Genomic DNA, 13,188 nt, shown 5'->3' with positions numbered 1-13,188 from the left:
GGGTGCGCGATGTGACGTTCCGTGAGGATGCCTCGCGGGTTCGGACCGGCCCACTGCCCCGCATCATGACCACACTCCGTAACCTGATCATCGGGCTGATTCGCCTCGCTGGCCATAACCGCATCGCCCCGACCATCCGCAGAATCCGACACGACAACGCCCTGCTCCTGGCCATCCTCACTCTCGACAACCCCGCTGACCTGCATCAATGACTTTGCGGGTCACCCTGTCGGCTCCCACCCGAAAAGCACAGCCTGACTCTTCGGCTTTTGCTGACGGAAGTGCAGGGCTCGGTAAATACCGTCTAGTCTTACCGTTTCGCACGTAGGAGCAAACGCAGATTTTCTTCTACCGTTCGCGAGTCGAGGGCTTTCGTGTGTCTACGACAATGGAATGCGATATTTTCTCGATTTCGGCACTTCACGTGATCTGTTCAGGATTGACGCCAATCAATCTCTTCCTGGATTGGATCTTGAATGGGAAGCTACTGCGGGGGTCGGGGTAGCGAGACGAGATAAGCGCCGATCCCGTGCGCAGGCCCCGTACGGGACGTGTGACTCAGGGGCGCTTGGGCGCCAAGCGACCGTGTACACAACCCGACTTGCAACGGCCAAATTTGTAGAGCCTTCACTCATGACCTAGGTACTCCAGCCCGCCGTATCGCAGTCAGTGACGGATGGGGTGGTTTTGGCGACGGCCTGTGCTCGGACCGAGGCGAGTCAAGGGCATGTCGTGCGATGGGTCGGCGGGGTGGCGCTGGGACGGGCTCTGCAAGCGGACTTGGAGCCGCGTGGGAAGATTTCAAGTTCTTGCCCGTAGACTTGGATTGTGGATCGGGATCGGTTCGAGCGCAGCCCTACTGGACATCTCGTCAAGATCACTGGAACTGACGGGCGGTCGGGCGTCGCGTACGAACATGTGGCCTTCCAGCCGGACCCGCTGGCGGGCGCCGAGCCGGCGCTGGCGGGAGGGACGTGGCGGAACGTGGCCCGCGCGGGGCGCGCTCTCGGTCGTCTCGATCAGGCTGGTCGACAGATTCCTGAGCCCGCCTTGCTACTGCAACCCACGCTTCGGACGGAGGCGCAGAGCACGTCCGCGTTGGAGGGGACCTTCGCTCCCCTGGAGGACGTGCTTGCGGCTGAGGTCACAGAGCCGACCTCGCAGAGCGAGGAGGTTCGGGAGGTCCTCAACTATGTCCGGGCGGCGGAGGCGGCCTTCGCGTGGATAGGCGATGGTCGCCCACTCACCGTAGCCGCGCTTTGTCAGGTGCATCGAGATCTCGTGCGTGGAACTCCTGCGGACACCCGTGATGCGGGGAGGATCCGCTCGATTCAGGTTGCGATCGGAAGCCGCGGTGGTGCGATCGACACCGCTCGCTTCGTCCCGTCGCCGCCCGGACTGGAACTGGACGCGGCTGTACGTGATCTGCTGGACTGGATCACCGTGGATTCGAAGTCCATTGACCCGGTCGTGGCTGCGGCGATGGCGCACTATCAGTTCGAGACTCTTCATCCATTCAACGATGGAAACGGCAGAATCGGGCGGCTTCTCGTGGTCCTCGATCTTTGTTGGAAGGGGATACTCTCGGAGCCGTTGCTGGCTGTGTCGCCCTGGTTCGAGGTGCGTCGGGAAGAGTACCAGGACCATTTGAGGGAAGTTAGCGCAACGGGAGACTGGGACGGCTGGATCTCGTTCTTCTCCGAAGGTCTGGTCGAGTCCTGTGAGCGGACTATTCGGACAGTCGACGACCTCCTCGGTCTCCAGGCCGAATACGTGCGACGACTCAAGGTGGCGGGTCTGACCGGTGGGTTGGTCCGCGATATCATCGACGGGCTGATCGGGAGTCCGTTTGTCACGGTGCGTTCGGTCAGTGAAGATACCGGGAGGACTTTGCAGGCGGCGAGCAACGCCGTCGCCAGGCTTGTGGAGCTGGAAATTCTGCGGGAACGTACCGGGCGAAGCTATGGTCGTGTCTTTGAGGCGGTGGAGGTCACCTCAGTGCTACGGGCCCAATCGGGCCGCTGAGGGTTCGCCGGTACCGGCGTCGACTACGAGGGCTATGACGCCACCTCGTTGGAGAGGATCTCCTCCATGCGTTCGGAGATGTCCTGCCGGCCGCTGTGGCCTGCGCCCCGGGCGCCGAGCACGCGCCGTCCGTTGGTCGTCTCGCCCCGTTCGAGGAGTTCGGCGAGACCGGCCGGCACGATGGCGGCCAGCCGCTGGCCCTTGTCCGTCAGGTAGACGACCTGACCAGATGCGGCAGCCTCTCGGACGACCTCGGCAAGTTGGTCATCGGGTGGGAGCGGCATCTCCGTCATGGCGACATCGTAACTTCGGTTCACCCGCCCTACCCTCCGTCGATCATCTTGCCCCGGGGTGGGCCCATGTGGTCCCCTCGCCCAAGAACGGTTCGGCAGCTGGTCGTCGAAAATCTGGCTGCCATCTCACCCTATGGTCGATCAACGTGGCTGAAATCGCGCGCCCACGGAGAGGCCACGGCGCCTGTGAGTGCGAGGCTGGTGAGGTGACTCTGTCGAAGCGTGCGTCCTGGTTCTTGATCGCGGTCGGCGTCTGGACGTGGGCCATCTGGCCAAATTTCCTGCGGAACGTGTGGAAGGATGATCGTTCCTGGGACGACGGCCCGACTGGCTTCTTCACGGTCCACCTGGTCCTGACTGTCGCTTCCCTCGCCATCGGCTCCGTCGTTGGCTGGCTCGGCATCCGCGGCGCACGGGCCGTCCGCCATGGCGATACCGGTGATGATGCCTCATCCAGGCGGCTGATCAATTCGGGTCGTTGACATGCCGAAAGCGGCGGTAGTCTTCGAAACCGCTCCGTTTCATGATCGGCTCTACGTCGTGTGATTCTCCTGGCGTTGGGAAACAGGGGCTGACCTGCGCGGCTGCTTCGCGTTGATCGTCGTGTGTGGTCGCACCGAGTCCCAATTGAGTGATTGAGCGCGTGGGCCCACTCCGGGGGCGCGGAGCGGCGTGTCCCGGAAAATCCGGGACACGCCCGACCAGTCCGGCGCCAGGGGTTCCCGCGCGACGCGGTGTCAGCCGACCTGCTCGGTGGGCCGCATGAGCAGTTCGTTGATCGCGACCCGCCGCGGCCGGGTGACGATGTAGGCAACGGCGTCCGCGATGTCCTCGGACTGCATCGGCTCGATGTCGGCGATGCGGCGCATGACGATATTCCGGATCTCCTCGCGGATATGGGACCTCAGCTCGGTCTCGACGGAGCCCGGTTCGACCACCGAGACGCGCACGTGCCGGGCGGTGACCTCTTGGCGCAGCGACTCGGTGAACGCGTTCACCCCGAACTTGGTGAGGTTGTAGATGCCGGCGCCCATGGTGGCGTGCCGTCCCGCCACCGAGCTGATGTTCACCAGGTCCGCGACCTGGCGGGGGCCGCCGTCCGCGGCAGTGAGCAGATGCGGCAGCGCCGCATGGGTGACGTACAGCAGGCCCTGCAGGTTCAGGGCCACCATCCGGTCCCACTCCTCGGTCGGCGCGTCGAGGATCGGCCCGGGCAGCATGATACCGGCGTTGTTGACGACGGTATCGAGCCGGCCGAGCTCCGCCACGGTGCGCTTCACCGCGTCGGCGGCCTGGGCCTGGTCGGTGATGTCCAGCGGGAGGGGGAGGGCGGTGCCGCCGGCGCCGGTGATGTCGGCGGCGAGGCGCTCGAGCCGGTCGCCGCGCCGCGCGACCAGCGCCATCGCGGCGCCGTGCCGGGCCAGCTCGCGGGCGGTCGCCTCACCGATGCCGCTGCTCGCACCGGTCACCAGGGCAACGGTGCCGTCCAGCCGTTCGCTCATGTGTACGCGCTCCTGAGTCGTGGGCGAGTCGCCGGGTCAGTCAGCGTGGTCAGGCGCCCTACCTGGAGCGGCTGGAAGAGGGTGCCGCGGCCGGCCGCACGAACCGGTGGAACCCGGCGACAGGCACTGTCCGGTCATGCCGGGCGAAGCCTACCGTGATCGGGTATCTGCCGAGCCGTCACGGTGACTCCGTCCCGCTGTGACCTGGGACGATCCGATCTTGTCGGTGGCATCGGGTAGACACCTCTCATGGCAGCAGACGAGACGACCTCCGCGCTTCCGGGGGCTTCCGGCCCGGCGTCGCCGGTCGCGCATGCCCCGGATCGGGCGGAGGCCTGGCCGGGCCCGATGTTCCCGGCGGGCCTGGCGGACCCGGCGGAACCGGGGCCCGGTGGGCTGCGGGAGCGCGCGGAGGAGCTGCTGCGGGCGCTTGCCGGGCCGGCCGCGGCGCTGCGCGAGGACCAGTGGCAGGCCATCGACGCGCTCGTGACCCACCGGCGCCGGGTGCTGCTCGTCCAGCGCACCGGTTGGGGCAAGTCGGCGGTGTACTTCCTCGCCACGGCACTGCTCCGCGGCGCAGCGGGACGCGCTGCTCCGACGGTGATCGTCTCCCCGTTGCTCGCGCTCATCCGCAACCAGGCGGCGGCCGCGGCGAGGCTGGGCATCCGCGCCGGCGAGATTCACTCCGGCAACGTGACCGAGTGGGACGAGGTCTACGCGGCGTTGCGGTCGGGCGAGCTCGACGTGCTGCTCGTCGGGCCGGAGCGGCTGAACAATCCGACCTTCCGGGACGACTACCTGCCCGAGCTCGCCGCCACCACCGGGTTGCTCGTCATCGACGAGGCGCACTGCATCTCCGACTGGGGGCACGACTTCCGGCCCGACTACCGGCGGCTGCGCACTCTCGTCGCCGGGCTGCGTCCGCGGGTCCCGGTGCTGGCCACGACGGCCACCGCCAACACCCGCGTGGTCGAGGACGTCAGTGAGCAGCTCGGAACCTCCGCTCCCGCCGGCCCGGCGTCCGCCGGGACGTTGGTGCTACGCGGGAGTCTCGATCGGGAGAGCCTGCGGCTCGCGGTCGTGTCGCTGCCGCAGGCCGAGCACCGGTTCGGCTGGCTCGCCGACCATCTCGGCGAGCTGCCCGGATCGGGGATCGTCTACACGCTGACGAAGGCGGCGGCGGAGGAGCTGACCATCTTTCTGCGCGGTCAGGGTCATGCCGTCGCCACCTATCACGGTGGCATCGAGGCGGCCGAGCGCATCGTCGCCGAGGAGGATCTGCTCGCGAACCGGGTCAAGGCGCTGATCGCCACCAGCGCGCTCGGAATGGGCTTCGACAAGCCGGACCTCGGCTTCGTCGTCCACATCGGAGCTCCGTCGTCGCCGATCTCCTACTACCAGCAGATCGGCCGGGCCGGCCGGGCGCTCGACACGGCCGAGGTCGTGCTCCTCCCGGCGGCTGAGGACCGGGACATCTGGCGCTACTTCGCGGACACCTCTTTTCCGCCGGAGCACGTCGTCCGCCGGGTGCTCGGAGTGCTCGCGGGCGCCGACCGGCCGCTGTCGACCCAGGCGTTGCTCGCGTCCGTCGACCTCGGCCCCAGCCGACTCGACCAGATGCTGAAGGTTCTCGACACCGACGGGACGGTCCGGCGAGTCAGGGGCGGCTGGGTGAGTACCGGTGAGCCCTGGTTGTACGACGAGGAGCGTTACCGGCGTGTCGCCGCGGCGCGCTCTCGGGAGCAGCAGGCGATGCTCGACTACATCGTGACGACCGGCTGCCGGATGGAGTTCCTGCGCCGGCAGCTCGACGATCCCCACGCGGCGGCCTGCGGGCGGTGTGACCGGTGCACCGGTCGGTCGTGGTCGTCCGCGGTCTCGGAGTCCTCGCGGACGCGGGCCCGGGATGAGCTGCGCCGGGCGGGCGTCCCGGTCGAACCGCGGCGGATGTGGCCGACTGGGATGGGCCGGCTCGGGGTCGACCTGGCCGGGCGTATCCCGGCGTCGGCCGCTGCCGAGCCCGGGCGGGCGCTCGCCCGACTCAGCGATGTGGGCTGGGGCAACCGGCTGCGCCCGATGTTCACGTCTGCCACCCTCGCTGTGCCCGGCGCCGCTGTGCCCGGCGCCGCTGTGCCCGGCGCCGCTGTGCCCGGCGCCGCTGTGCCCGGCGCCGCTGTGCCCGGCGCCCTCGACGGCCCGCTTCCCGGCGATCTCGTCGAGGCGGTGGTCGCAACGCTCGCCGGTTGGGGATGGCAGCGGCGGCCGGTGGCCGTCGTGTCGATCGCGTCCCGCAGCCGGCCCCGGCTCATCGCGAGCCTCGCCGAGCGCATTTCCACCATCGGACGCCTGCCGCTGCTGGGGCAGCTCGACCGGGTCGCCGGCGGGCCGCACACCGGGCAGGTGCACAACAGCGCGCACCGGCTCGCCGGCCTGTGGGATGCGTTCACGGTCTCCCCGGCCCTTGCCGCCGCCCTGGGCGAGCTCGGCGGCCCGGTGCTGCTCGTCGATGATCGGATTGTCACCGGCTGGACGATGACGGTCGCCGCTCGCCTGCTCCGGCAGGCCGGAGCGCCGTCGGTGCTGCCGTTCGCGCTCGCGGTGGACACCGCATGACCGGCCGGGAGGAAGGCTCAGACGCGGCGGAACAACAGCGCCCGCTTGACTTCCTGGATGGCCTTGGTCACCTGGATGCCGCGTGGACAGGCGTCGGTGCAGTTGAAGGTGGTCCGGCAACGCCAGACCCCCTCGCGTTCGTTGAGGATCTCCAGGCGCTCGTCGGTACCGGAGTCACGGCTGTCGAAGATGAACCGGTGGGCCGCGACGATCGCCTGCGGGCCGAAGTAGTCGCCGTCGGTCCAGAACACCGGGCACGCGGTGGTGCACGCCGCGCACATGATGCACTTGGTCGTGTCGTCGAAGCGGGCCCGGTCCTCGGTGGACTGCAGCCGCTCGCGGGTCGGCTCGTGGTCGTCCGTGATCAGGTAGGGCTTCACTGCCCGGAACGCGTCGAAGAACGGTTCCATGTCGACGATGAGGTCCTTCTCTACCGGCAGACCTTTGATCGGTTCGATGGTGATCTCCGAGCCGAGGTCCTTCACCAGCACCTTGCAGGCGAGGCGGTTGGCGCCGTTGACCCGCATCGCATCCGAGCCGCACACCCCGTGCGCGCAGGACCGGCGGAAGGCGAGCGTCCCGTCGAGGTTCCACTTGACCCACATGATTGCGTCGAGCAGCCGGTCGCTCGGATCGAACGGCACCTGGTAGCTCTCCCAGTGCGCCTCGTCGACCGTCTCCGGGTCGTAGCGACGGATCTTGAGGGTGACTGTCATCAGTACTTGCGCTCCATCGGCTGGTAGCGGGTCATGACAACCGGCTTGTAGTCCAGGCGGATCTCCGCCTCCGGCGAGGCGGCCACCAGCGGCCCCGACCGGTAGGCCATCGTGTGGCGCATGAAGTTGACGTCGTCCCGGTTCGGGTAGTCCTCACGGGAGTGGCCGCCGCGGGACTCGTTGCGGGCCATCGCCCCGATGACCAGGACCTCGGCGAGGTCCAGCAGGAAGCCGAGCTCCACCGCTTCGAGCAGTTCGGTGTTGTAGCGACGCCCCCGGTCGGACACGCCCACCCGCTGGTAACGCGTCTTGAGGCCGGAGATGTCGCTCAGCGCCTGCTTGAGCGTCGCCTCCGTCCGGTACACCGAGGCGTTGACGTCCATCGACTCCTGCAGTTCGCGCCGGATCGCGGCCGCGTTCTCGGTTCCGGCGCCCGCGCGCAGGCGCCCGAGCAGGTCCTCGACGAACGACGCCGGGTTCTCCGGGAGGTCGACGTGCTGTGCGTTCGCGTTCGCATACTCGGCGGCGGCGATGCCAGCCCGCCGGCCGAATACGTTGATGTCGAGCAGCGAGTTGGTGCCCAGCCGGTTCGCGCCATGCACGGACACGCACGCCACCTCGCCGGCCGCGTACAGACCGGGCACGACCGTGTCGTTGTCCGCGAGCACCTGCGCGTCCACGTTGGTCGGGATGCCGCCCATCGCGTAGTGCGCCGTCGGCTGGATCGGGATCGGGTCGTTGTACGGTTCGATGCCGAGATAGGTCCGAGCGAACTCGGTGATGTCGGGCAGCTTTGCGTCGAGGTGCTCCGGCGGCAGGTGGGTGAGGTCAAGGTAGACGTGGTCGGCGTCCGGGCCGCAGCCGCGGCCGGCACGGATCTCGGTGTAGATGGCGCGAGCCACCATGTCGCGTGGCGCAAGGTCCTTGATGGTCGGGGCGTAGCGCTCCATGAAGCGTTCGCCGTCCTTGTTGCGTAGGATTCCGCCCTCGCCGCGGGCACCCTCGGTGAGGAGAATCCCCATCTTCCAGATGCCGGTCGGATGAAACTGGAAGAACTCCATGTCCTCCAGCGGGATGCCCCGCCGGAACGCCAGACCCATTCCGTCACCGGTCAGTGTGTGCGCGTTGGAGGTGACCTTGAAGACCTTGCCGAAACCGCCGGTGGCGAACACCACCGACTTGGCCTGGAAGATGTGGATCTCTCCGGTCTTCAGCTCGTAGGCGACCACCCCGGCCGCCGCGCCCTTCTGTAGTAGCAGGTCGAGGACGTAGAACTCGTTGAAGAACTCGATGTCGTGCTTGACGCACTGCTGGTACAGCGTCTGCAGGATCATGTGCCCGGTGCGGTCCGCCGCGTAGCAGGAGCGGCGCACCGGGGCCTTGCCGTGGTCGCGGGTATGGCCGCCGAACCGGCGCTGGTCGATGCGACCCTCGGGCGTCCGGTTGAACGGCAGCCCCATCTTCTCCAGGTCGAGGACAGCGTCGATGGCCTCCTTCGCCATGATTTCCGCGGCGTCCTGGTCGACCAGGTAGTCACCGCCCTTGATCGTGTCGAAGGTGTGCCACTCCCAGTTGTCCTCCTCGACGTTGGCCAGGGCGGCACACATGCCGCCCTGCGCCGCGCCGGTGTGCGAGCGGGTGGGATAGAGCTTGGTGAGCACGGCGGTCCGGCAGCGGGTGCCCGCCTCGATGGCGGCACGCATGCCGGCTCCACCCGCACCGACGATGACTGCGTCGTACCTGTGGACCTGCACGCCTACCTCCATCCGTCCGATGCTGGGGTCACGGGATCACCGGCGCGTTCAGATGTCGGGATCGAAGGTGAAGATGACGAGGGTGCCGAGGGCGACGACCAGGAACGCCGAGGTATAGAGTAGCGTCTTCAGCCAGAACCGGGTCTGGGGCCGCCCGGCGTAGTCGTTGATGATCGTGCGCAGGCCGTTGGTGCCGTGCAGCTCCGCCAGGAGCAGCATCACCAGGTCCCAGGTGCGCCAGAACGGTGACGCCCAGCGGCCGGCGACGAATCCGAAGTTCACCCGCTGCACCCCGCCGTCGAGGATGTTCATGATGAACAGGTGGCCGAGCACCAGAAAGAACAACAGCAGGCCGCTGACCCGCATGAATACCCAGGCGTAGAGCTCGAAGTTGGTGCGCGCCTTGGCGCTGCCCGGCTTCCCCCGCCGGCGGGAGAGCCCGGGGGTGCGGGGCGCGACGAGTTCCGGCGCGCGCGGGCCCGCCGGGCCACCGGGGGGAGCGGTCGTCATCAGGTCGTGCTCCCGAACAGCGTCTCGAAGGTGTGCAGCAGCATGCGGGAGGCGGCCGCAACCAGCAGCACGACGAAGATGACGAGCTCGACGTACAGCATCTGCTTCTGGTATCTCGGGCCGGACTCCCAGAAGTCGATCAACATGATCCGGATGCCGTTGAGGGCGTGGTACAGCACCGCCGCGACCAGGCCGACCTCGAGCAGGTTGACGATCGGGCTCTTGTAGACCTCGATCACCTCGTTGTACGACGTGGGGGAGACCCGGACGAGAGCGGTGTCGAGCACGTGGGCGAAGAGGAAGAAGAAGACCAGGACACCGGTGATCCGGTGGGCCACCCAGGACCACATACCCTCTCGACCGCGGTACAGCGTGCCCGCTGGTGCCTTCGGCAATGAAAGCTCCTCCGGATCGGCCCAGCCGATGGGCCGGAAAGGTCATGTCTGGGGGCGCTCTGGCGACCCGACACATCGTCGAGACGATGGTGCATCTCACCCAGATGCTAGTGCCGGGCCTGGTGGAGGGCATGTTCGGGCCGGGCGCGTCCGGGTGAACTCGGCCACAGGCGGCACTGGGACGCCCCACCCCCGGTTCCGGCGCCGTCCGGTGCCGGCCCGCTCCCCGAGCCGTCCCTCGACCGGGTCGTCAGGGCACGAAGGTGGTGGTTCCGGTCGGCGCCGGTGCCGTCGTCGAAACGACGGGCGGCGTTGTGCCCCCTGGAGAGGCCGGCGCCGTCCGGCTCGGCGAGGGGGTGACCCTGGGGGGTGGTGTCTGGGTCGGCGGCGGGGAGGTCTGAACCTGGGTGCTCGGCTGGGGAGTCGGGGTGGGTGTCTCCGTCGTCGGCGTCGTCGTTGGGGTCGCGGACGACGACGGCCGGGGGCGGGGGGTATAGCGCGGGGAGTCCGGGGCGACTACCTCAGACGCGGCGGACCGTGAAGTCACGGCCGGGGGGGATGAAGCGATGGTCGCGATGGGCGGTGGCGTGGTCTGCTGCGCGGTGACATCGTTCGGCCCGGGGGTCGAGCCGCCGGAGGTCAGACCGACGGTCAGGGCGATGGCCGCGCCCATCACGAGCATGGCCGCTCCGGCCACGACCGCGATCGTCCGCTGCCGACGCCGCTGGGGGTCGCCCGGTCCGCGACCGTGTCCGTCGTGGCGGGCAGGCTCGGCGCGGCGCCGGGCCTCGCCGAGGGGCAACAGTCCGGCGGCGTGATTGTCGTCGTCGAACAGATCCAGGTCGGAGGTCGCCGACACGGGGGTGACCGCGCCGATGCGGGTCACGTCGTCGTCCACCGAAGGCCCCGCCACGCTGTTGAGCCCGATGCTGGTCGGCGCGTCGTGGTCGGGGTCGGGCCGCGTCCGGCCGGGCGGTGCTGCGCGGTTCTGCGGCGTGGTCCGATCCGGCGGGATCACGCGGTTCGATGGGCCGGCGCGGTCGGGTTCCCTACGACCGGTGCGCGACCCGGCAGCGCCCGCGGCCGCCACGGCGGCCCCGCCAAGGGGGTTGAGCAGGGGATCCACGGTGACGTCGCGGTCAGCGGGGACGGGCGGCGCGGCGGCGGACGCCGGGCGGTTCGCCGGGCCCGGGACAGCCCCCTGGTCTCCCACGGCCGCCGAAGCTGCCTCGCCCGCCTGGACTCCCGCGGTCCCGGCGACACCGCCGCTCGACCCCGACCGGGAATCCGCGGCCGGTCCGGCGCCTGCTGCCGGCTCGGCCGGGTCGTCGAGGTTCTCCAGGCCGACGTCGACGGAACTCGCGTCCGTCTCCTCGTCAGTCCGAGGACGGGCGTGCATGACCGAAGCCGGTACCGGATTCGCATTGCGCGCGATCGGGATCAGCCGCCGGCGGATCTCCGTCACGTCGGGCCGCTCCTCGGCCGGCCGGTCCATCAGGTCACTGAGCAGGTTGCGCAACGGACCGGCTAGCCGGAAGGCCCGCCGGCGGCCCTCCACCACGGCGGTCAGTACGGCGTAGGTCTCCGGGCCCTCGAACGGAGGCTGACCCTCGACGGCCGAGTACAGCGTCGCGCCGAGCCCCCACAGGTCGCTCGCGGGAGTACCGGAGGAGCCCCGGACCCGCTCGGGAGCGATGTAGGCCGGGGAACCGACCAGGGCCCCAGTGCCGGTCAGGGTCACGTCGCCCTCGGTCGCGGCGATGCCGAAGTCGGTGAGCCGCACCCGGCCGTCCCGCCCGAGCAGGACGTTCCCGGGCTTGACGTCGCGGTGGAGCACGCCCGCCGAATGAGCCGCGGCGAGCGCGTCGGTCAGCGCCAGCCCGATCGCGGCGACCTGGTCGAAAGGCAGCGGGCCCTGGTTGCGGATCACATCGCCGAGGCTGTCCGCGTCGACGAGTTCCATGATGATCCAGTGCCGCTGATGTTCCTCGACCACGTCGTACACCGAGACGATGGCGGGACTGTGCAGCCTGGCCAGGGCGCGGGCCTCGCGAAGAACCCGGGCCCGAATCGCGTCGCGCTCGTTCTGCGCGCCGGCCATCGGCACGAGGATCTCTTTGATGGCGACCGGACGCTGGAGTAGTTCGTCCTCACCGCGCCAGACGACACCGGCTCCACCACGCCCGATGGGCGTGTCGAGCCGGTAGCGTTGCGCTACGTAGCGAGGTGTGCCGTGCCGGGAGGTGTCCGGGGGCACGCTTGCCGATTTAGCCATCGTGTCAAGTCTGACAGATGGACTGATGCGCGCGCCGGACGGCCCGCATCTTTCCGAACACTACGGGCACCGCAAATCCATCGATGACCGACATCACGGACCGGGCCGGAAGGTGGCGAACAACTGGCGCATCAACGGTTGATCCTGCAGCCACAGATCCTCCCTGGTATGCCAGTACAGGGCATATCCGTGGCCGTTGCGAATCGCACCCCGGTTGAGCACATGCACCATGACCCCGTCCGACCCGCGGTACCCGAACTCCCAGTCGGCCTGGTTGGTGCCATCCCCACCATCGCTGGGAGCCAGCCGTATCTGCCGATAATCCCGCACGCTCTGCCGGAAGCCGGCCTCGTTGCGTTGCCAGTCGCCGATGGCAGAGGTGTTTGCCTGCCTGACGCTACCGACACGTAGGAAGGACCGGGTAGCCGGGTCCACGAAGTCGACGTTTCCGGGTCCGCCGGGCCCCTCGCGGCGCTGCCAGTCCGAGGGGTACGCCACGGACCAGCCGGCGGTGGGATCGACGTAGGACACCCAGCCAGGCGGGCCCGTAACCGGGGTGGTTTCCCGGGCGACGGGGTCCCTGGCCGCCGCCGGATCCGCCAGGGCCGACCCGCCGGCTCCGGTCGGCGACGAGATGCCGCCGGTCTGGTTGGCCGAGGTGTCGCGGCTCCTGTCGTCCGGGCCCCCTGTCACCACGATCACGATGCCAATGATCGCGGCGGCGACCAGCGCCACGAGCGTCGCCACGGCGATGGTCACGCGACGTCGATCCCCGGCGCCGGGGTCGCGTGGCGGATCTTCCGCCGGCCCGATTCCTGCCGGCTCGATTCCCGCCGGCCCGTCGGGCGCCGGCCGCAGCCGGGCGGTCGACGGCGGGGAGGCCGGTGCGGCAGTGGCGAAGAGATTAGCCAGTTCGACGTCGCCGCCGGTGAGACCGTTGCCGTGCCCTCGGCCGATGAGCCGGGCCCGGGCCGGGATTCCGCCCAGGGCACGCATCCGGTCGATCGAGTGCATGCGCTCCAACGGCCCGGTGGGACGGGACCGAGGTGTCCGCGACGGCGTGGCCTCCTGACGCGTCTCGGTGTCCTGACGCGTCTCGGTGTCC

10 protein-coding genes and 2 pseudogenes are annotated in these 13,188 nt (G+C 69.1%); 4 read left to right on the top strand and 8 right to left on the bottom strand.

Annotated elements, in window-relative coordinates; all coding sequences use genetic code 11:
* Both BMG523DRAFT_RS02630 and BMG523DRAFT_RS02625 read left to right on the top strand, forming a co-directional pair.
* Positions 1-212 (top strand): annotated as a pseudogene (locus tag BMG523DRAFT_RS02630) (ISAs1 family transposase); the annotation flags it as partial.
* A 616-nt stretch (positions 213-828) separates the two neighbouring features.
* On the top strand, positions 829-2,025 hold the full coding sequence (locus BMG523DRAFT_RS02625; RefSeq protein WP_011435126.1) for a Fic family protein: 1,197 nt from the start codon (positions 829-831) through the stop codon (positions 2,023-2,025).
* Between the two features lie 32 nt (positions 2,026-2,057).
* On the opposite strand, the gene BMG523DRAFT_RS02620 is transcribed toward BMG523DRAFT_RS02625, so the two are convergent.
* A complete protein-coding gene (locus BMG523DRAFT_RS02620) occupies positions 2,058-2,318 on the bottom strand; it encodes a hypothetical protein (RefSeq protein ID WP_035730898.1) in 261 nt (86 codons plus the stop codon).
* Between the two features lie 206 nt (positions 2,319-2,524).
* Here BMG523DRAFT_RS02620 and BMG523DRAFT_RS02615 point away from each other — a divergent pair, with 206 nt between their 5' ends.
* Positions 2,525-2,800, top strand: coding sequence for an SCO4848 family membrane protein (locus BMG523DRAFT_RS02615; RefSeq protein ID WP_011435128.1), 276 nt, complete (start codon positions 2,525-2,527; stop codon positions 2,798-2,800).
* Positions 2,801-3,055: 255 nt separating this feature from the next.
* On the opposite strand, the gene BMG523DRAFT_RS02610 is transcribed toward BMG523DRAFT_RS02615, so the two are convergent.
* Positions 3,056-3,820, bottom strand: coding sequence for an SDR family NAD(P)-dependent oxidoreductase (locus tag BMG523DRAFT_RS02610; RefSeq protein ID WP_011435129.1), 765 nt, complete (start codon positions 3,818-3,820; stop codon positions 3,056-3,058).
* A 348-nt stretch (positions 3,821-4,168) separates the two neighbouring features.
* Between BMG523DRAFT_RS02610 and BMG523DRAFT_RS02605 the strand changes: the two genes are divergently transcribed.
* A complete protein-coding gene (locus BMG523DRAFT_RS02605) occupies positions 4,169-6,433 on the top strand; it encodes a RecQ family ATP-dependent DNA helicase (protein WP_011435130.1) in 2,265 nt (754 codons plus the stop codon).
* Between the two features lie 17 nt (positions 6,434-6,450).
* On the opposite strand, the gene BMG523DRAFT_RS02600 is transcribed toward BMG523DRAFT_RS02605, so the two are convergent.
* The 6 genes and pseudogenes from BMG523DRAFT_RS02600 to BMG523DRAFT_RS26170 all read right to left on the bottom strand — a co-directional run.
* Positions 6,451-7,149, bottom strand: a complete 699-nt coding sequence (locus tag BMG523DRAFT_RS02600; protein ID WP_011435131.1) for a succinate dehydrogenase iron-sulfur subunit — start codon at positions 7,147-7,149, stop codon at positions 6,451-6,453.
* Entirely contained in the window at positions 7,149-8,903 is a 1,755-nt protein-coding gene (gene sdhA / locus BMG523DRAFT_RS02595) for a succinate dehydrogenase flavoprotein subunit (protein WP_011435132.1), read from the bottom strand. Before sdhA ends, BMG523DRAFT_RS02600 begins: the two co-directional genes overlap by 1 nt.
* 48 nt (positions 8,904-8,951) lie before the next feature.
* Complete coding sequence (locus BMG523DRAFT_RS02590; RefSeq protein ID WP_011435133.1) at positions 8,952-9,413, bottom strand: succinate dehydrogenase hydrophobic membrane anchor subunit; 462 nt, start codon at positions 9,411-9,413, stop codon at positions 8,952-8,954.
* Complete coding sequence (sdhC, locus tag BMG523DRAFT_RS02585) at positions 9,413-9,808, bottom strand: succinate dehydrogenase, cytochrome b556 subunit (RefSeq protein ID WP_011435134.1); 396 nt, start codon at positions 9,806-9,808, stop codon at positions 9,413-9,415. The genes BMG523DRAFT_RS02590 and sdhC overlap by 1 nt, the downstream gene beginning before the upstream one ends.
* A 250-nt stretch (positions 9,809-10,058) precedes the next feature.
* Positions 10,059-12,083, bottom strand: coding sequence for a serine/threonine-protein kinase (locus tag BMG523DRAFT_RS02580; RefSeq protein WP_011435135.1), 2,025 nt, complete (start codon positions 12,081-12,083; stop codon positions 10,059-10,061).
* A gap of 93 nt (positions 12,084-12,176) precedes the next feature.
* Positions 12,177-13,188: pseudogene (locus BMG523DRAFT_RS26170) on the bottom strand (serine/threonine protein kinase); the annotation flags it as partial.

It is taken from the genome of Frankia sp. BMG5.23, assembly GCF_000685765.2.
Taxonomy (GTDB): domain Bacteria; phylum Actinomycetota; class Actinomycetes; order Frankiales; family Frankiaceae; genus Frankia; species Frankia casuarinae.
This window is presented reverse-complemented; position numbering and strand designations above follow the sequence as displayed.

Bases quoted from the DNA above. Each gene is read 5' to 3' on its own strand.
- BMG523DRAFT_RS02620 (WP_035730898.1), bottom strand. From the start codon at position 2,318: ATGACGGAGATGCCGCTCCCACCCGATGACCAACTTGCCGAGGTCGTC.
- BMG523DRAFT_RS02610 (WP_011435129.1), bottom strand. From the start codon at position 3,820: ATGAGCGAACGGCTGGACGGCACCGTTGCCCTGGTGACCGGTGCGAGC.
- BMG523DRAFT_RS02605 (WP_011435130.1), top strand. From the start codon at position 4,169: ATGTTCCCGGCGGGCCTGGCGGACCCGGCGGAACCGGGGCCCGGTGGG.
- BMG523DRAFT_RS02600 (WP_011435131.1), bottom strand. From the start codon at position 7,149: ATGACAGTCACCCTCAAGATCCGTCGCTACGACCCGGAGACGGTCGAC.
- BMG523DRAFT_RS02590 (WP_011435133.1), bottom strand. From the start codon at position 9,413: ATGACGACCGCTCCCCCCGGTGGCCCGGCGGGCCCGCGCGCGCCGGAA.
- BMG523DRAFT_RS02580 (WP_011435135.1), bottom strand. From the start codon at position 12,083: ATGGCTAAATCGGCAAGCGTGCCCCCGGACACCTCCCGGCACGGCACA.